The 19,553-nt window shown below is 46.2% G+C and carries 18 protein-coding genes; 17 read left to right on the top strand and 1 reads right to left on the bottom strand.

Features of this window, described 5'->3' with window-relative positions:
• The first annotated feature begins 212 nt into the window (after window positions 1-212).
• From miaB to lnt, 5 genes are all read left to right on the top strand, one after another.
• Window positions 213-1,637 (top strand): tRNA (N6-isopentenyl adenosine(37)-C2)-methylthiotransferase MiaB, encoded by a 1,425-nt coding sequence (gene miaB / locus ELS82_RS15335; RefSeq protein ID WP_004415119.1) that lies wholly within the window; start codon window positions 213-215, stop codon window positions 1,635-1,637.
• Between the two features lie 108 nt (window positions 1,638-1,745).
• Window positions 1,746-2,858, top strand: a complete 1,113-nt coding sequence (locus tag ELS82_RS15340) for a PhoH family protein (protein WP_134836251.1) — start codon at window positions 1,746-1,748, stop codon at window positions 2,856-2,858.
• 2 nt (window positions 2,859-2,860) lie between these two features.
• On the top strand, window positions 2,861-3,325 hold the full coding sequence (gene ybeY, locus ELS82_RS15345; protein ID WP_134836252.1) for an rRNA maturation RNase YbeY: 465 nt from the start codon (window positions 2,861-2,863) through the stop codon (window positions 3,323-3,325).
• A gap of 72 nt (window positions 3,326-3,397) precedes the next feature.
• Complete coding sequence (gene corC, locus ELS82_RS15350; protein WP_134836253.1) at window positions 3,398-4,297, top strand: CNNM family magnesium/cobalt transport protein CorC; 900 nt, start codon at window positions 3,398-3,400, stop codon at window positions 4,295-4,297.
• 38 nt (window positions 4,298-4,335) lie between these two features.
• Window positions 4,336-5,844 (top strand): apolipoprotein N-acyltransferase, encoded by a 1,509-nt coding sequence (gene lnt / locus ELS82_RS15355; RefSeq protein WP_134836254.1) that lies wholly within the window; start codon window positions 4,336-4,338, stop codon window positions 5,842-5,844.
• A 296-nt stretch (window positions 5,845-6,140) separates the two neighbouring features.
• Here lnt and ELS82_RS15360 read toward each other — a convergent pair whose 3' ends face one another.
• The gene (locus ELS82_RS15360; RefSeq protein ID WP_134836255.1) at window positions 6,141-6,611 is read right to left on the bottom strand and encodes a zinc ribbon-containing protein; all 471 of its coding nucleotides are present in this window, start codon (window positions 6,609-6,611) and stop codon (window positions 6,141-6,143) included.
• Window positions 6,612-6,768: 157 nt separating this feature from the next.
• On the opposite strand from ELS82_RS15360, the gene leuS reads away from it, so the two are divergent.
• From leuS to lipA, 12 genes are all read left to right on the top strand, one after another.
• Window positions 6,769-9,360: a leucine--tRNA ligase gene (gene leuS / locus ELS82_RS15365; RefSeq protein WP_134836256.1), complete on the top strand. Its 2,592-nt coding sequence runs from the start codon at window positions 6,769-6,771 to the stop codon at window positions 9,358-9,360.
• A 162-nt stretch (window positions 9,361-9,522) separates the two neighbouring features.
• On the top strand, window positions 9,523-10,173 hold the full coding sequence (locus tag ELS82_RS15370; RefSeq protein WP_134836257.1) for an LPS-assembly lipoprotein LptE: 651 nt from the start codon (window positions 9,523-9,525) through the stop codon (window positions 10,171-10,173).
• A 5-nt stretch (window positions 10,174-10,178) separates the two neighbouring features.
• Complete coding sequence (gene holA, locus ELS82_RS15375; RefSeq protein ID WP_134836258.1) at window positions 10,179-11,192, top strand: DNA polymerase III subunit delta; 1,014 nt, start codon at window positions 10,179-10,181, stop codon at window positions 11,190-11,192.
• Between the two features lie 72 nt (window positions 11,193-11,264).
• On the top strand, window positions 11,265-11,582 hold the full coding sequence (gene rsfS, locus ELS82_RS15380; protein ID WP_053441759.1) for a ribosome silencing factor: 318 nt from the start codon (window positions 11,265-11,267) through the stop codon (window positions 11,580-11,582).
• A 3-nt stretch (window positions 11,583-11,585) separates the two neighbouring features.
• On the top strand, window positions 11,586-12,056 hold the full coding sequence (rlmH, locus tag ELS82_RS15385; protein WP_053441758.1) for a 23S rRNA (pseudouridine(1915)-N(3))-methyltransferase RlmH: 471 nt from the start codon (window positions 11,586-11,588) through the stop codon (window positions 12,054-12,056).
• 6 nt (window positions 12,057-12,062) lie between these two features.
• Window positions 12,063-13,943: a penicillin-binding protein 2 gene (gene mrdA / locus ELS82_RS15390; RefSeq protein WP_134836259.1), complete on the top strand. Its 1,881-nt coding sequence runs from the start codon at window positions 12,063-12,065 to the stop codon at window positions 13,941-13,943.
• A gap of 1 nt (window position 13,944) precedes the next feature.
• Window positions 13,945-15,066, top strand: a complete 1,122-nt coding sequence (gene rodA, locus ELS82_RS15395) for a rod shape-determining protein RodA (protein WP_134836260.1) — start codon at window positions 13,945-13,947, stop codon at window positions 15,064-15,066.
• A complete protein-coding gene (locus ELS82_RS15400; protein WP_134836261.1) occupies window positions 15,067-15,849 on the top strand; it encodes a septal ring lytic transglycosylase RlpA family protein in 783 nt (260 codons plus the stop codon). It begins immediately after the preceding gene.
• A gap of 89 nt (window positions 15,850-15,938) precedes the next feature.
• On the top strand, window positions 15,939-17,117 hold the full coding sequence (locus ELS82_RS15405; RefSeq protein ID WP_134836262.1) for a serine hydrolase: 1,179 nt from the start codon (window positions 15,939-15,941) through the stop codon (window positions 17,115-17,117).
• A gap of 151 nt (window positions 17,118-17,268) precedes the next feature.
• Window positions 17,269-17,547 (top strand): DUF493 family protein YbeD, encoded by a 279-nt coding sequence (ybeD, locus tag ELS82_RS15410; RefSeq protein WP_004415161.1) that lies wholly within the window; start codon window positions 17,269-17,271, stop codon window positions 17,545-17,547.
• 179 nt (window positions 17,548-17,726) lie between these two features.
• On the top strand, window positions 17,727-18,374 hold the full coding sequence (gene lipB / locus ELS82_RS15415; protein WP_134836263.1) for a lipoyl(octanoyl) transferase LipB: 648 nt from the start codon (window positions 17,727-17,729) through the stop codon (window positions 18,372-18,374).
• 29 nt (window positions 18,375-18,403) lie between these two features.
• The gene (gene lipA / locus ELS82_RS15420; RefSeq protein ID WP_134836264.1) at window positions 18,404-19,369 is read left to right on the top strand and encodes a lipoyl synthase; all 966 of its coding nucleotides are present in this window, start codon (window positions 18,404-18,406) and stop codon (window positions 19,367-19,369) included.
• Window positions 19,370-19,553 lie beyond the last annotated feature (184 nt).

The raw sequence follows: 19,553 nt of genomic DNA on the forward strand, positions 1-19,553 counted from the left end.
CTCAATTGCTATACGGGCAAATCCCTTGTTTGATAACGCTTTGAATTGATTTATCCGCAACACTAGTCAGTTGGTTTTTAAAGCAGTACAATACGCCGCTCTCTGCACTGTGAGCAGAAAATTCGGTCATCAAACATTACATTTTATAGATGGCCTTAAGTAACACTGGGCGATTTGCTCCCTTAATTTAAACTAACGATCGAGCGAACAAAATGAGTAAGAAACTGCTAATTAAAACCTGGGGCTGCCAGATGAACGAATACGATTCATCAAAAATGGCGGATCTACTGAACGCGGCTAACGGCTATGAGCTGACGGAAGAACCAGAAGAGGCAGACGTACTACTTCTTAATACCTGTTCAATTCGCGAAAAAGCGCAAGAGAAAGTGTTCCACCAGCTTGGTCGTTGGAAAACGCTAAAAGATAAGAAAGAAGGCGTTGTTATCGGTGTTGGCGGCTGTGTTGCTACACAAGAAGGTGACCACATCCGTGAACGTGCACCTTTTGTAGACGTAATCTTCGGCCCACAAACACTGCACCGCCTTCCTGAGATGATCAAACAATCTCAATCGAATGAAGCGCCAGTAATGGACATCTCTTTCCCTGAGATTGAAAAGTTTGACCGTCTACCAGAGCCTCGCGCTGAAGGTGCAACAGCATTCGTTTCTATCATGGAAGGCTGTTCTAAGTACTGTACTTACTGTGTTGTACCTTACACTCGTGGTGAAGAAGTAAGCCGTCCAATGGATGACGTACTATTCGAAATCGCACAGCTCGCTGATCAAGGTGTACGCGAAGTCAACCTACTAGGTCAAAACGTAAACGCATACCGTGGTCCAACACACGAAGGTGATATCTGCTCATTCGCTGAACTGCTTCGTCTTGTTGCTTCTATCGATGGCATCGACCGTATTCGCTTTACAACCAGCCACCCACTAGAGTTCACTGACGACATCATCGCAGTTTATGAAGATACGCCTGAGCTTGTAAGCTTCCTGCACCTACCAGTACAAAGTGGTAGTGACCGCATTCTTACTATGATGAAGCGTCCTCACACAGCGATTGAATACAAGTCAATCATTCGTAAGCTACGTAAAGCGCGCCCTGACATTCAAATCAGTTCTGACTTCATTGTTGGCTTCCCTGGTGAAACAGCGAAAGATCACCAAGACACAATGAAGCTAATCAAAGACGTTGATTTCGATATGAGCTTCAGCTTTATCTTCTCTCCACGTCCAGGTACGCCAGCAGCAGACTACCCATGTGACGTGCCAGAGCAAGAGAAAAAAGAGCGTCTATACGAACTGCAACAAACGGTTAATGCACAAGCAATGCGCTACTCACGCCTTATGCTTGATACAGAGCAGCGCGTTCTTGTTGAAGGCCCGTCGAAGAAGAACCTTATGGAGCTTCGCGCACGTACTGAAAACAACCGTGTAGTGAACTTTGAAGGCAGTGCAGACCTAATCGGTCAGTTTGTTGATGTGAAGATCACTGACGTATTTGCTAACTCTTTACGTGGTGACCTGGTTCGCACTGAAAAAGACATGGACCTTCGCACAGTCATCTCTCCTACTCAGATGATGGCAAAAACAAAGCGCGAAGATGAGCTAGGTGTAGCAACCTTTACGCCTTAAGCTTGAAAATCGCTGTATAAGTTACCATCTTAGAAATAGGTAACGATCGCCATTAGAAGCCCGGTCTAAATCGGGCTTTTTTAGAGTGGCACACTTTGAGAGGCAACTTTGAGCAATAAAATTGTAACTCTAGAAATCAATCTAGAACCTTCTGACAATCGCCGTCTAGCTAGCCTTTGCGGTCCTTTCGACGATAATATCAAGCACTTAGAACGTCGCTTAGGCGTTGAAATCAGCTACCGTGGTAACTTCTTTACCATCGTAGGCAAGCCACATACCAGTGCTGCAGCGCTTGAAATCATTAAAACACTTTACGTCAATACGGCACCTGTTCGCGGCAATATTCCTGATGTTGAACCAGACGAAATCCATCTTGCGATTAAAGAAACAGGTGTCCTAGAACAAGATCTAGAAGCGAGCTTCGAGCACGGCAAAGAAGTGTTCATCAAGACCAAAAAAGGCGTCATCAAACCGCGTACGCCAAACCAAGGTCAATACTTGATGAACATGGTTACCCATGACATCTCTTTCGGTATTGGTCCGGCAGGTACAGGTAAAACGTACCTAGCAGTTGCCGCTGCAGTCGACGCACTAGAGCGCCAAGAAATTCGTCGCATTTTGCTTACTCGCCCAGCAGTCGAAGCAGGTGAAAAGCTCGGCTTCCTACCAGGTGACTTAAGCCAAAAAGTCGACCCATACCTTCGTCCACTATACGATGCCCTTTTTGAAATGTTAGGCTTTGAAAAGGTAGAGAAACTGATTGAGCGTAACGTTATTGAGGTTGCACCGCTGGCTTATATGCGTGGTCGTACACTAAACGACGCATTCATCATCTTAGATGAAAGCCAAAACACCACCGTAGAACAAATGAAGATGTTCTTAACGCGTATCGGCTTCAACTCTCGCGCGGTGATTACTGGTGATATCACTCAGATTGACTTACCGCGCGGGGCGAAATCAGGCCTGCGTCATGCGATCGAAGTGTTAAGTGATGTCGATGATATCAGCTTCAACTTCTTCTTAGCTGATGATGTTGTTCGCCACCCTGTGGTAGCGCGCATCGTTAACGCTTATGAGAAGTGGGAAGCGAAAGATCAGAAAGAGCGTAAAGAACGTGACCGCATCCGCCGTGAAGAACGTGAGGCTCAGCAGGCAGCTAACCAAGCGCTAGTTGACGCCGCGGCAACGGTAAGCAATACGACGGCAAAAGAGAGTAACTAAGCATGAGTATTGAACTGGATCTGCAATTAGCTGTCGAAGATGAAAACGGCTTACCGACTTTTGACGATATTCATCTCTGGTTAAGCTCTGCTGTGACAAGCTTTCAACCACAGGCCGAAGTAACGGTTCGTTTAGTGGATGAAGAAGAAAGCCACCAGCTTAATCATGACTACCGTGGCAAAGACAAGCCAACCAATGTGCTTTCTTTTCCGTTTGAAGCGCCTCCGGGCATTGAGATGGATTTATTGGGTGATTTAATCATCTGCCGCCAAGTTGTTGAACGTGAGGCCATCGAGCAAAATAAACCGCTAATGGCGCACTGGGCGCATATGGTTGTACATGGTAGCTTGCATCTGCTAGGTTATGATCATATCGAGGATGACGAAGCTGAAGAGATGGAGTCACTCGAAACAGAAATCATGCAACGTATGGGCTTTAATGACCCCTACATTGATGAGAAAGAGTAGTGTAAGTAATCTTACTTAGCACTGCTGACGTGAGCTATCACACATCTGATAGCGTTACTTAAATGAGAAACAATGAACGAAGACAATTCGCCCTCTTCTCTAGAAGGTAAGAAAGAAAAATCTGAAGGTCCGAGTAGAAAGTCCTTCTTCGGACGCCTAGGGCAAATTTTTCAAGGTGAACCAAAAGATCGCCAAGAGCTTGTGGAAGTATTCCGCGACTCAGAAGAAAATGACCTGATCGACCACGACACCCGCGACATGCTAGAAGGTGTTATGGAGATCTCTGAAATGCGTGTGCGTGACATCATGTTACCGCGTTCGCAAATGGTTACGGTTGATCGCAGTGACGATTTAGACACTCTAATTAACCTCATCACTGATGCTCAGCACTCTCGCTACCCAGTTATCAGTGAAGATAAAGACCATGTAGAAGGCATTCTGCTTGCGAAGGACTTACTTAAATACTTAGGCTCTGGCAGCGAACCATTTGATATCGAACAAGTTATCCGTCCAGCGGTAGTTGTTCCTGAAAGTAAGCGTGTAGACCGCCTACTGAAAGAGTTCCGTGAAGAACGTTATCACATGTCTATCGTTGTCGATGAGTTTGGTGGGGTCTCTGGCCTTGTGACTATCGAGGATATTCTGGAAGAAATCGTTGGTGAAATCGAAGACGAATTCGACGATGAAGAAGAACTGGATATTCGCAAACTAAGCAAACACACATTTGCAGTGAAAGCTCTGACGACAATCGAAGAGTTCAATGACACTTTCAACACATCATTTAGTGATGAAGAAGTCGATACTGTAGGTGGTATGGTAATGACTTCGTTTGGTCATCTGCCATCACGCGGTGAAGTCGTCGAAATTGAAGGGTATAACTTCAAAGTGACCTCTGCTGACAACCGTCGTGTGTTACAGCTACAAGTGACCATCCCTGACGAAGAGCTCATTACGGACTCTACCGAAGAGTAACGCTACGCTCCCTAGCGGGAACAAAAAGAATAATACCGATGATCAATTCCTTTTTTCATCGCCTCAAACGGCCGCTCGCGGCCGTTTTTGTTGGCGCATCCACGACACTTGCCTTTGCTCCTTACGAGCTATGGCCTATCGCTTTTATCAGCCCTGCTCTGCTTCTTTTACTGATCCACCAGCAATCCGCTAAGCGCGCGCTCTGGATTGGTTATGCTTGGGGACTAGGTCAATTTGCAACCGGCGTCAGTTGGGTGCACGTCAGTATTGATAACTTCGGTGGCATGCCAAAGATAGCCAGTGTATTTTTAATGTCACTGCTTATCGGCTACCTTGCCATTTATTCGGCGCTCTTTTCTTGGAGCCTGAATCGTTTCTTTCCTAACGGTAATCGTACCCGCTATTTGTTAGCGGCCCCGGCTCTTTGGCTCATTTTTGATTGGCTACGCGGCTGGGTTATGACCGGTTTTCCTTGGTTATGGTTGGGCTACAGTCAAATCGAAAGTCCACTGGCTAACTTCGCCCCAATTGGTGGTGTTGAGCTGCTCACTTTACTTGTGGTTGTGAGTGCTGGTGCTATTGCCTACTCAGCGCTAAACCGACAGTGGCTGCACCTAGTGATCCCAGCCGTTATTGTCATGACTGGCTACGGATTGCAGTCGGCCCAGTGGGTGACGCCTAACCCCGAAAAGACCACTAAGGTCGCTCTGATTCAAGGCAATGTTCCTCAAGAGCTAAAGTGGAAACCGAGTGAGCGCTGGCCAACCATCATGAAGTACACCGATCTGACCCGAGAAAACTGGGATGCAGACATCATCATTTGGCCTGAAGCAGCAATCCCTGCTTTTGAGTTTGAGATTTCATCGTTCTTACGCAACTTAGATGCCGCCGCTCGTATGAATAACAGCGCGGTTATTACAGGTATCGTAAACCAAGGTGAAGATAAGCAGTTTTACAACAGCATTTTGACCCTGGGCCAAACCCCTTACGGTGATTACAGCTATGACATGGACAAGCGCTACCACAAACATCACCTACTTCCATTTGGTGAGTTTGTCCCGTTTGAAAATATCTTAAGGCCGATAGCGCCCTTCTTTAATTTACCAATGTCTTCGTTTAGCCGCGGTGATTTTATCCAGCCGAACATCAGCGCCAACAATAAGCAGATGGCGCCAGCGCTATGTTATGAAATCATCTTTAACGAGCAAGTCAGACAAAACGTCAATGACCAAACCGATTACATTCTCACACTGTCTAACGATGCGTGGTTTGGTAAATCGATTGGTCCGTTACAGCATATGGAAATTGCCCGTATGCGCGCTCTTGAATTAGGAAAGCCCGTGATTCGCGCGACCAACAACGGCCTCACCGCTGTGACTGACTATTTGGGTCATATCACTGCGCAAGTGCCACAGTTTGAAACCGCCGTATTAAGAGCAGAAATCACATCTACCACAGGTGAAACACCTTATCGACAAGTGGGGACCTGGCCGCTGTATATATGGGTGGTGTTGAGTCTGGTTGTTGGTTGGAAGTTAAGAGACTAGCGAGAAAATCTTAGGGTTGGTGTGAAAACATCAACCCTTCTTTTTCTGTCCTCCTCTAGAAGAAGGAACGACCGAGTTGGAGGTCTTTTGAGGCGAGTAGGATGCTTAATGAGATTCCCTACTCGCTCCTTCGTCACTCTATGGAATGACGCTTCTTATTTTATCATTGTCATCTCCGAGAATGAGGGACGAGTAAGTTGGCGAGCTCTTGAGGCGAGTAGAATACTTAGGGAGATTCCCTACTCGCACCTTCGTCACTCTATGGAATGACAGTTATTGTCTAATTGGGTAAAGCTCTACGGTTTTAATGGCTGGCGACTAAATCCCTTACAGCCACATTTGGTACATGGGATGATAACCGTTGGGTGGTTGTATTGGGTTTTATGCCCACACTCATCACAGACTAAATGACCCAAACCAATCACTTCACCAGCTTGGTAAAGACCTTGATGCTCTAAGTCTTGGAACAACTCCACCCATTCCACTTTGGTTCGGTCAGTGATATCAAGCAAACCTTGCCAAATAGAGTCAGCAACCATCAGGTAAAATGGGCCGCCTTTAGAATCTTCATAGCTGTCTGCGAACTCTTTCAAGTCTGACTTAACGTACGCTGAAACCAACGCCACTTCATCTTTTGTCAGGTCATTAGCTGCCTGCGCCACTTTCCCTGATGTTTCAATGACGTGGTTCACTTCATCAGGGCTATGTTTGAGCGTTTCAACCACGTCATCTAGCATCTCTTCATAACCAGCTTTGCGTTTTGGCATAGCGAACCTCCTCAAGATTCCAATCCATGTGCTCCCCTAAATAGAAGTATGACGGGGATAGCTATTGTTGTACCTCGTTCCTTTAGGTATTCTATGACGATCTATTTAAGTCTGTTCTAACCGAACTCACAAATTCCAAGATAACCGGACATCATCGATGCAAGAACAATACAACCCGCAAGATATTGAACAGAAAGTTCAACAGCACTGGGACAACAACAAGACCTTTGTTGTAAGTGAAGACCCAAACAAAGAAAAATTCTACTGTCTATCTATGTTCCCTTACCCAAGTGGCCGACTGCACATGGGTCACGTGCGTAACTACACTATCGGTGATGTAGTCTCTCGTTTCCAACGCCTGCAAGGTAAAAACGTAATGCAACCAATCGGTTGGGATGCGTTTGGTCTACCTGCTGAAAACGCAGCAGTAAAAAACAACACTGCGCCAGCGCCATGGACTTACGAAAACATTGAGTACATGAAGAACCAACTTAAGCTGCTAGGCTTTGGTTACGATTGGAACCGTGAATTCGCAACGTGTACCCCTGAGTACTACCGTTGGGAGCAAGAGTTCTTCACGAAGCTTTACAACAAAGGCCTAGTGTACAAGAAGACTTCTTCAGTTAACTGGTGTCCTAACGACCAAACCGTTCTAGCTAACGAACAGGTTGAAGACGGTTGCTGCTGGCGTTGTGATACGCCTGTAGAACAAAAGAAGATTCCACAGTGGTTCATTAAGATCACTGAGTACGCTCAGGAGCTACTAGACGATCTAGACAACCTTGAAGGTTGGCCTGAGATGGTTAAGACCATGCAGCGCAACTGGATTGGCCGCTCTGAAGGTGTTGAGCTCTCTTTCGCTGTTAACGGTGAAGAAGCGCCTCTAGAAGTGTACACAACGCGTCCTGACACACTAATGGGTGTTTCTTACGTTGGTATCGCTGCTGGTCACCCACTTGCAGAGAAAGCATCTAAGAACAACCCAGAGCTTGCTGCATTCGTTGAAGAATGTCGTAACACTAAAGTTGCTGAAGCTGAACTAGCAACGATGGAAAAGAAAGGCATGGATACTGGCCTAACCGCTGTCCACCCTCTTAATGGTCGTGTTGTTCCTGTTTACGTAGCAAACTTTGTTCTGATGGATTACGGCACAGGTGCGGTAATGGCGGTTCCAGCTCACGATCAACGTGACTACGAGTTCGCGACTAAGTACGGTCTAGATATCATCCCTGTAATCAAGCCTGCTGACGGCAGCGAGCTAAACATCGCTGAAGAAGCATACACAGAGAAAGGCGTGCTGTTCGACTCAGGTGAGTTCGACGGTCTTGAGTTCCAAGCAGCATTCGACGCAATTGCTGCGAAACTAGAAGCAGAAGGCAAAGGCACTAAGACTGTTAACTTCCGTCTACGTGACTGGGGTGTATCTCGTCAACGTTACTGGGGTGCTCCAATCCCAATGGTAACAACTGAAGATGGTGAAGTTCACCCAGTACCAGCTGACCAACTACCAGTAATCCTTCCAGAAGACGTGGTAATGGACGGCGTAACGAGCCCAATCAAAGCTGACAAAGAATGGGCGAAGACAACTTTCAACGGCGAACCGGCTCTACGTGAGACAGATACGTTCGATACGTTCATGGAGTCTTCTTGGTACTACGCACGTTACTGTTCACCACAAGCTGACGACATCCTAGATCCAGAAAAAGCGAACTACTGGCTACCAGTAGACCAGTACATCGGTGGTATCGAGCACGCTTGTATGCACCTACTGTACTCTCGTTTCTTCCACAAACTACTACGTGACGCTGGTTACGTAACGTCTGACGAGCCGTTCAAGCAGCTACTATGTCAAGGCATGGTTCTAGCGGATGCGTTCTACTTCGAGAACGACAAAGGCGGTAAAGAGTGGGTTGCTCCAACTGACGTTGCTGTAGAGCGTGACGGTAAAGGCCGCATCACTTCTGCAAAAGACAACGAAGGCCGTGACGTAACGCACTCAGGCATGATCAAGATGTCTAAGTCGAAGAACAACGGTATCGATCCACAAGAGATGGTAGACAAGTACGGTGCTGACACAGTACGTCTATTTATGATGTTTGCATCACCTGCTGACATGACACTTGAGTGGCAAGAATCTGGCGTTGAAGGTGCAAACCGCTTCCTGAAACGTGTTTGGAAACTGGTTAACGAGCACGCATCAAAAGGCGCGGCAGAAGCTGTTGATACTTCAGCGCTATCTGGCGACCAAAAAGCTCTACGTCGTGACGTCCACAAGACTATCGCGAAAGTGACGGACGATGTTGCTCGTCGCCAAACGTTTAACACGGCAATCGCTGCGATCATGGAACTGATGAACAAGCTAGCGAAAGCGCCTCAAGAGTCAGCGCAAGATCGTGCAATCCTAGATGAAGCACTAAAAGCAGTCGTAGCAATGCTTTACCCAATCACTCCGCACATCTCTTACGAAATGTGGGCAGGTTTGGGTCAAGGTTCTGAAGACTTAGTTGATATCGACAACGCGGCATGGCCAACTCACGATGAGAAAGCGCTAGTTGAAGACGAGAAGCTAATCATCGTTCAGGTTAACGGCAAGCTACGTGCGAAGCTGACAGTCCCTGCAGATATCTCAAAAGAAGATATTGAAGCACTAGGTCTAAACGATGAGAACGTTACTAAGTTCACAGAAGGTAAAACTGTTCGTAAAGTAATTTACGTACCAGGTAAACTTCTCAACATTGTGGCAAACTAATAAATTGCGGCGAACTAATCGCTGTTAAATAAGTCATAAGCAGGGTAACTCTGTTCTCTTGAACAAAAGCATTACCCTGCTTTATTTATCTTAAGGTTTTAGCCTCTACTCAAGGCATAGAATCGTAAGATAAATATTCCAATAATCGAGAGCCCTATATCCATGTTTCATAGCGCATCACGCCTGATCTCAAAGTCATCAATCAAGCTAACCAGTGTTGTTCTAATGGCCAGCCTTCTATCTGCTTGTGGTTTCCATCTTCGCGGTGATTATTCTGTACCAGAAGAGCTAGAAACAATGTCTCTAACCAGTTATGACCAATACAGCACCTTTACTCGCATGATGAAAGGCCAACTGCGTATGAGTGAAATCGAAGTTATTCCACCTGCAGCAAACGTTCCTAACCTTCACCTAGTGAGTGAAGGCGTTGGTGAACGTACTCTATCTCTATACCAAAATACCCGCGCAGCAGAAAAAGAACTGACGTTCCGCACTTCTTACCGTGTGACGATTCCAGACCTTGGAACAAAAACTTTCTCAACCAGCGTAACGCGTAGTTACCTAGATAACCCGCTAACTGCCCTTGCGAAATCGGTAGAACGCGACATGATCGAAGACGAAATGCGTAAACTTGCCGCAACGCAAATCATTCGCCAGATGGGCCGTTTAAGAGCCGATATTGAAGCTAATGAACTGCTTGAGCAAGAACAAGAAGCTCAGTTGAAAGCGGAAGAAGAGCAGTACCGAGTGAAAACCTTCTACACTGAAGATGCTCAAGGTCAGACAACTTCTGAAACGCCAGTGAATCAGTAATTATTATGCGAATTTTCGCCGACCGTTTAGTGGAGCAGCTCAATAAGCAGCTCCATCCTACTTACCTTATCTTTGGCAGTGAACCTTTACTCATTCAGGAGTCTCGCCAAGCCATTCAAAAAGCCGCCTTTGCGCAAGGTTTTGAAGAGCGCCATCGTTTTGCCATTGATAGCTCATTTGATTGGAATGCCGTTTACGACTGCTGCCAAGCTATGAGCCTATTCTCAGCTCAACAAATCATAGAACTTGAACTACCTGAGTCTGGCGTTAACGCTGGCATTGCCAAAGAACTGCTCTCCGTATCAGAGATGCTGCATAGCGATATTATCTTTGTGCTGATTGGCAGTAAGCTGACCAAAGCTCAAGAAAATGCTAAATGGTTTAAAGCGCTGGCAAATAATGGTTGTTGGGTAAACTGCTTATCCCCTGATATTCAAAGGTTACCCCAGTTTGTTCAAACTCGCTGCCGCGCATTAAACCTAAAACCGGATCAGGAAGCCGTGCAAATGCTTGCTCAGTGGCATGAAGGTAACCTGTTCGCATTAACCCAGAGCCTTGAGAAGCTAGCGTTACAATACCCTGATGGCATATTAAACCTAGTCAGACTGGAAGAGTCGCTAAGTCGCCATAACCACTTTACTGCTTTTCACTGGATTGATGCCCTACTTGCGGGTAAAGCAAAGCGCTCTCAAAGAATCCTCCGCCAGCTCGAAGCAGAAGGGGTAGAAAGTGTCATTTTGATCCGCACAGTGCAAAAAGAGCTAACCCAGCTTTTGAATATGGCTAATCAAATCCAAATAAAGCCAATCGGACAGGTTTTTGAGAGTTACCGTATTTGGCAATCAAAGCGCCCACTTTATTCCGCGGCGCTAAACCGATTACAAGCACGTAAAATAATCCAATTGCTGCAACTATTGGCCAAAATAGAGTTACTGGTAAAAACTCAGTACGATCAATCAAGCTGGCCACTACTTCACCAGTTGAGTACCGAGATTTGCCTGCCGCAAGTGAAGCTATAAAAAGCGTGATATACTTCGCCGCCGCAAAATAGAAACCCGCTACAACAGCACAACATCAACGAGGACAACACCTTGCAACTTGAAGAGTTAAATAACTTCCTAGTCGACAAAGTAGATGACATGAAAGCCCAAGACATCAAAACAATTGATGTTCAGGGTAAATCAAGCATTACCGATTTTATGATCGTATGTACTGGCACGTCGAAACGTCACGTCGCTTCTATCGCTGAGCACGTTGCAAAAGAATCAAAAATGGCCGGCTTAGAGCCTCTTGGCATTGATGGTGAAGCGGAAGGTGAATGGGTTGTTGTGGATATGGGCACAACCATTATTCACGTGATGCAAGAAGAACAGCGCGAGCTTTACCAACTAGAGAAGCTTTGGGGCTAATCGATGAAGATACAGTTGATTGCCGTTGGTACAAAAATGCCAAAATGGGTGGAAGAGGGTTTTCAAGAATACAAACGCCGCTTCCCTCATGATATGCCATTAGAACTTGTCGAAATTCCCGCCGGAAAACGCGGAAAAAATGCCGATATTGCAAGAATTCTGCAAAAAGAAGGCGAGGCAATGCTGGCAGCCGTGCCAAAAGGCAATCGAATTGTTACTCTCGACATCCCTGGTAAAAAGTGGGATACACCACAATTAGCGGAGCAACTAGAGAGCTGGAAGCTCGACGGACGTGATGTATCGATCCTTATCGGTGGTCCAGAAGGTCTCGCTCCTGCTTGTAAAGCAGCCGCAGATCAAAGCTGGTCACTATCCGCGCTAACCTTGCCACATCCGTTAGTGCGTATTGTCATGGCAGAAAGTTTATACCGAGCGTGGAGCATTACCGCTAACCACCCGTATCACCGAGAATAACAATAGATGTTACGAAAGCGTACCCAGATAAGGGATTACCATGAGGAAGCGCGACTATTCAAGAGTCGCGCTATTGTCGCTTTCATTGGTATCGTTACGATGCTGGGGCTTCTGGTTACCAACCTGTACAATATCCAGATCAACCAATATCAAGATTATAAAACTCGCTCTAACGATAACCGAATCAAAGTCGTTCCTATTGCACCAAACCGTGGTTTGATTTACGACCGCAACGGTAACCTATTGGCCGAAAACCGCCCGGTGTTCAGCCTTGAAATCACGCCAGAAAAAGTCAAAGACATGGATGACACCATCCAACGTCTACAACAAATCCTAGAGATTACCCCAGAGCAAGTTGAGCGCTTTGAGAAAGAACGTCGTCAAACACGTCGCTTTAAGTCGGTACCGATTCTGACTCAGCTCACTCAAGATCAGGCTGCCAAGTTTTCAGTGAATCAATACAAATTCCCTGGTGTGTCCATTAACGCAGCGTTAAAACGTCACTACCCATATGGTGAAGTTCTCACGCACGTGATTGGCTATGTGTCACGTATCAACGACCGTGATGTTCAGAGGTTAATCCGCGAAGAGAAAGACGCCAACTACCAAGCTACTCGAGACATCGGTAAGCTCGGTATTGAACGCTATTACGAAGACCTTTTACACGGTACTGCAGGTTACCAAGAAGTCGAAGTTAACAGCCGCGGCCGAGTCATTCGCACGCTAAAATACGTACCGCCTGAGCCTGGAAAAGATATTGTTCTTAACCTGGACATCCATTTACAGCTCTATATTCATGAGCTTCTTGCCGGACGTCGTGGTAGTGCGGTTGTTCTCGATCCGGAAGACAATGGCGTGCTGGCCATGGTATCGAGTCCAAGCTATGACCCAAATGCTTTCGTACATGGTATTTCGAGCAAAAACTATAGCGCGTTACTGAACGATAAAAATCGTCCGCTAGTTAACCGAGCGACACTCGGGATCTACCCACCAGCCTCCACCATTAAACCATTTATGGCGGTGGCAGCGCTTCAGGAAGGCGTTATCACGCCGTATACCACTCGAAATGACCCAGGTTACTGGAAGATACCAAATTCGAAGACTCGCCCATTTAGAGATTGGCTTGCATGGGGCCATGGTAAGGTCGACATTGTTAAGTCAATTGAGGAATCCGTCGATACCTTTTTCTACCAGATTGCTTATGACATGGGTATCGACCGTATTTCTCGTTGGATGATGATGTTTGGCTTTGGTGATTATACCGGCATAGATATCTATGAAGAGAGCAAGGCTAATATGCCAACTCGAGAGTGGAAGATGGCCAGACACCGAGTGCCATGGTACCAAGGGGACACCATCCCAGTAGGTATCGGACAAGGTTATTGGACAGCAACACCGATGCAATTAGCCAAAGCGACATCAGTGCTGGTTAAGCGCGGCGAAGTAGTGGCACCTCACTTGCTACGTGCCACTATCGACAATGGCGAACTGTTTGAGAAACAACAGCTTTCAGATATAGAAACCTACCCGCCAATTACGGGCGTAAAAGAGCGCTATTGGGATATCGCGGTAGAAGGCATGCGTTTAGTAAACCATGGTAAAAAAGGCACGGCGCGTAGAGCCTTTACTAAGACTGAGTATGTCAGTGCAGGTAAATCAGGTACCGCACAAGTCTTTGGTCTTGGCGAAGATGAAGAGTACAACGCGGATGAAATCGCCGAGCACTTACGCGACCACGCACTATTTACTGGCTTTGCCCCAATCGATGATCCAAAACTTATCGTTACGATTGTTTTGGAAAACGCAGGTGGTGGCTCTTCGCAAGGCGGTCCTGTGGTTAGAAGAATTTTCGACCACACGCTAGTTGATAAAAAAGAGACGAAATAATATGGATTTGAATCCAGCAACCGGTGAAAACCGCGCTCTATTTGAACGCTTCCACCTCGATTTACCATTACTGCTTGGCATTCTCGCATTAATGGGCTTTGGCCTAGTGGTAATGTACAGTGCGAGCGGACAAAGTCTGGCGATGATGGATCGTCAAGCAATGCGCATGGGCTTGTCGCTTGGTGTAATGCTGATTCTAGCGCAAATCCCACCGCGTACTTATGAAGCCTTAGCACCACTGATGTTTGTTGGCGGCGTAGTGTTACTGCTTGGGGTATTGTTTTTTGGTGAAGCCTCCAAAGGCGCTCAACGTTGGCTAAATTTAGGTTTTATCCGCTTTCAGCCCTCGGAACTGTTAAAGCTTGCGGTTCCGCTGATGATCGCGCGTTATATTGGTAAGCGCCCACTACCACCAACGTTCCAGACGTTAGTGGTCTCTTTGGTTATGGTGTTTGTACCAACCATTTTAATCGCTAAACAGCCAGACTTAGGCACCTCTATTCTGATCGCAGCATCAGGTATCTTTGTTATTTTCCTTGCCGGCATTAGCTGGAAGATCATCTTTGCCGCCGCTTGTGGTCTCGGTGCATTTTTGCCAATTCTTTGGTTCTTCTTGATGCGCGAGTATCAAAAAGTCAGGGTAAGAACTCTATTCAACCCAGAGTCCGACCCGCTCGGCGCTGGCTATCACATCATTCAAAGTAAAATCGCGATTGGTTCCGGTGGTATATCGGGTAAAGGCTGGCTGCAAGGCACTCAGTCTCAGCTTGAGTTCTTACCTGAGCGACACACTGACTTTATCTTCGCTGTTATCGCAGAAGAGTGGGGCCTGATCGGCATCTTACTCCTGCTTAGCCTGTATTTATTTATCATTGGCCGCGGCTTGGTACTAGCAAGTAAAGCTCAAACTGCCTTTGGCCGAATGATGGCAGGCAGTATCGTATTAAGCTTCTTCGTCTATGTGTTCGTAAATATTGGCATGGTAAGCGGCATTTTACCGGTAGTTGGCGTTCCACTGCCCCTTATCAGTTACGGTGGTACCTCTATGGTGACCCTAATGGCCGGCTTTGGCATCTTAATGTCGATCCATACCCACAGAAAAGCATTCTCTAAGGCAATATAAATGATAAACAAGCAGCTACTGCTCCCTACACTTCTGGCTAGCCTAGTGCTGGCTGGATGTTCTTCATCCCCATCGAAGCGTTATTCGATTGATGATGATATTGCCCCTGATGCACCGATCAGTGTTGACCATATTGAAGATGCAACGCCGCAGTACGAACCTTATAGCTTAGGTGGTAACAGCAACTACACGCTGCGCGGTGAAAGCTATACCATCATCAAAGAGCCTAAAGGCTTTAAGCAAGAAGGTCAGGCATCTTGGTACGGTAAGAAGTTTCATGGCCACCTGACCTCCAACGGTGAAATCTATGACATGTACTCGATGACGGCAGCGCATAAAGAGCTACCTATTCCTAGTTATGTCAAAGTCACCAATAAAGATAACGGCAAAACCACTGTGGTTCGCGTTAACGATCGCGGCCCTTTCCATCCGGGGCGTATTATCGATCTAAGTTACGCTGCTGCGTTAAAGCTTGATGTCATCCGCACTGGAACAGCGAACGTGGCAATTGAGGTCATTTCCGTCGATAGACCCACTCAAACACACAAACAAGAAGCCCTGCCAAAGTTTGTTGTTCAGGTTGCTTCGTCAAAACATCAAGATCGCGTTGAAACTTTAGCGCAAGACTTGAGTCAAAAGCTATCAGTGAAGAGCTACGTCAATTCTGCTAGCGATATTCACCGTGTATTTTTAGGTCCGTTTAACGACTATATGTTGACCCAAAAAGCACTAGAGCAAGTAAAAGAACTGGGTTATACCAGCGCTTTCATAAAATCCCACTAGTCCTCAATCCAGTGTACTTAATCACTACACTGGCTTGAGTGATTGATTCTGTTAAGATATGGACAGTTTTAGATAAACCTGTAGTCACTATGAAAAAAACATCACTAATAAAATCAGTGTTTGCGTCATCAATTGCACTTTCTGCAACCATCGCAACGTCTGCTTTCGCATCTCCAATTGTTGTTCCTGACGCGCCTCAAATCGCAGCGAAAGGTTATGTTCTGATGGACTTCCATTCTGGTAAAGTTCTGGCAGAGAAAGAAATGAATACCAAGCTTTCTCCTGCGAGTCTTACCAAAATGATGACCAGCTACGTAATCGGCCAAGAACTTGAGCGTGGCAACATCTCTCTACAAGACGATGTGACTATCAGTAAAAACGCTTGGGCAAAGAACTTCCCTGACTCATCAAAGATGTTCATCGAGGTTGGTACCACCGTTAAGGTTGAAGATCTAAACCGCGGTATCATTGTTCAATCTGGCAACGACGCGTGTGTGGCAATGGCTGAACACATCGCAGGTTCTGAAGATGCATTTGTCGATCTGATGAACGCTTGGGCTGATACCATTGGTATGAAAGACACGCACTTTGCTAACGTGCATGGTCTAGATAACCCAAACCTATACTCAACGCCCTACGATATGGCTCTACTGGGTAGCGCGCTAATCCGCGATGTACCAGACGAGTACCGCATCTACTCAGACAAGAAATTTACTTACAACGGCATCACCCAATACAACCGTAACGGTCTACTTTGGGACAAGAGCATGAACGTTGACGGTATTAAAACGGGTCACACTAGTAACGCTGGCTACAGCCTAGTGAGTTCAGCAACTGAAGGTCAAATGCGTCTAGTTGCTGTTGTAATGGGCACTAAGAATGCCAATGCTCGTAAGTCTGAAAGCAAAAAACTACTGAGCTACGGCTTCCGCTTCTTCGAAACCGTTGCTCCGCATAAAGCGGGCGAAACGTTTGTTGAAGAGAAAATCTGGATGGGTAACAAAGATACTGTTGCTCTAGGCCTTAACCAAGATACTTACGTAACACTACCGCGTGGCCAAGCGAAAAACCTAACCGCTAGCTTTGTACTTGAAAAAGAGCTAGAAGCCCCAATTATGAAGGGTGACGTAGTTGGTAAGCTATACTATCAACTAGAAGGTGAAGATATTGCAGAGTACCCACTTCTAGCACTAGAAGACGTAGAGCAAGGCAGCCTATTTAGCCGCCTATGGGATTACATTGTAATGCTGGTGAAAAGCTTCCTGTAATTTCTGCATGTAGCTGATAAAAAGCCGCCTAGTGCGGCTTTTTTAATTGTATTGATAATATTAAGCCGCGAATCGTGATGCCTTGAGATCCTCATCGATAGGCAGTACTATTCCGCGCTGCAAACAACGACTTTCAACTTGGAGTTCCAACATGCTGAACATTAACTCAGACGCTAAACTGAAAGACCTGCTTGAGTTCCCTTGTTCTTTTACTTACAAGGTTATGGGCTATGCAAAGCCTGAACTGCCAGAGAAGGTTCTAGAAGTGATCCAACGCCATGCTCCAGGTGATTACAGCCCTACAGTTAAGCCAAGCGCTAAGGGTAATTACCACTCGGTATCAGTGAACATCACTGCTACTTCAATCGAGCAGGTTGAGACCCTATACAAAGAACTGGGTGAGATCGACATCGTACGCATGGTTCTATAATTTAATTTGAATCTATCAAATTATTTTGAAAGCAGCGAAAGCTGCTTTCTTTTTAGATATCAAATAGATAAAAATCCTGCAAAAACTCTAGGGTTAAAAATGTGTTACTGGCATATAGTTCGATAGCCAGAAGCAGTTTATAATCCGTCTACTTTATTAATCGACGATGGAACAGCGGAATGCAAAACCAGCTTGTAGTGAAACATCTCGGCAGACAAGATTACGAGCCAATTTGGCGCGCAATGCATGAGTTCACCGATAACAGAACGGATGAAACCGCCGATGAAGTTTGGCTCGTTGAACACAACCCAGTGTTCACTCAAGGTCAAGCGGGTAAAGCAGAGCACTTACTCAACACTGGCGACATTCCAGTGGTACAAAGTGACCGCGGTGGTCAAGTGACCTACCATGGGCCAGGTCAGTTAGTCGCTTACTTCCTGATAAACCTTCGTCGTAAAAAAATTGGTGTACGAGATCTCGTCACGCATATCGAGAATCTCGTAATTAACACGCTAAAGACATACAATATCGACTCTTCAGCGCGCCCAGACGCACCGGGTGTGTATGTAGATGGCAAAAAAATCTGTTCCTTAGGTTTGCGAATCCGTAAAGGATGTTCGTTCCATGGTTTAGCATTAAATGTAAATATGGACCTATCGCCGTTCCACCGTATCAATCCATGTGGTTATGCTGGAATGGAAATGGTTCAAGTTAGTCAACTTGGTGGTCCAAGTGACATTATCGAAGTCGAGCACAAGCTAGTCGAAGAACTGGTGGCTCTACTCGGTTATGACCAGGTTGAATCCAAAACATTAGCCAGCCAATAAGACAAACAGTAACGAGAAGTAAGAGAAGCATGAGTAAACCAATCCAAATGGAAAAAGGCGTTAAATACCGCGACGCTGACAAAATGGCACTGATTCCAGTAAAGAACATGCCAACAGAGCAAAAAGAAGTTCTTCGTAAACCTGAATGGATGAAGATCAAGCTCCCAGCGGACAGCCAACGTATCCAAGACATCAAGTCGGCTATGCGTAAAAATAACCTCCACTCTGTTTGTGAAGAGGCTTCATGTCCAAACCTAGCGGAATGTTTTAACCACGGTACCGCTACGTTTATGATCCTTGGGGCTATCTGTACTCGTCGCTGCCCATTCTGTGACGTAGCACATGGTCGCCCTCTTACTCCTGAAGCGGATGAGCCGAAAAAACTGGCGAAAACCATCCAAGATATGAAGCTTAAGTATGTCGTTATTACGTCTGTTGACCGTGACGACCTACGTGACGGTGGCGCACAACACTTCGCTGATTGTAACCGCGAGATCCGTGCACTTAACCCAAGCATCAGAATCGAGACTCTTGTTCCTGACTTCCGTGGCCGTATGGATGTCGCACTGGATCTAATGAAAGACAATCCGCCAGATGTATTCAACCACAACCTAGAGACTGCGCCGCGCCTATATCGTAAGGCTCGTCCGGGTGCAAACTACAAGTGGTCACTACAACTGCTACAGAAATTCAAAGAGCAGCACCCAGATATCCCAACAAAATCTGGCGTTATGATGGGCCTTGGTGAAACTAAGGAAGAGATCATTCAAGTACTGAAAGACCTTCGTGAACATGGCGTTACCATGCTGACACTAGGCCAATACCTAGCACCAAGCCGCCACCATTTACCAGTAGAGCGTTATGTTCCACCTTCTGAGTTTGATGAACTTAAAGAGATCGCACTTGAGCTAGGCTTTACTCACGCAGCGTGTGGCCCATTTGTACGTTCTTCTTACCATGCTGACCTTCAGGCGCAAGGCATCGAAGTAAGCTAAAAGTTGTTTGGTTGAATAAAAGGCTGGCTAAATATGTCTAATGCCATTCGGATAAGCGCTAACGCTTATACCTAAACGGATATTTGGCCGGAACAAAGAGGACTGAACGTGGAAACGTTCGGTCCTTTCTTTTGTCTGGTAAAATGAAATGGCTGACGCTTTCTCGCATTTGCTTGAGCTTGAT

This window comes from Vibrio ouci, assembly GCF_004551525.1.
GTDB classification, from domain to species: Bacteria; Pseudomonadota; Gammaproteobacteria; order Enterobacterales; family Vibrionaceae; genus Vibrio; species Vibrio ouci.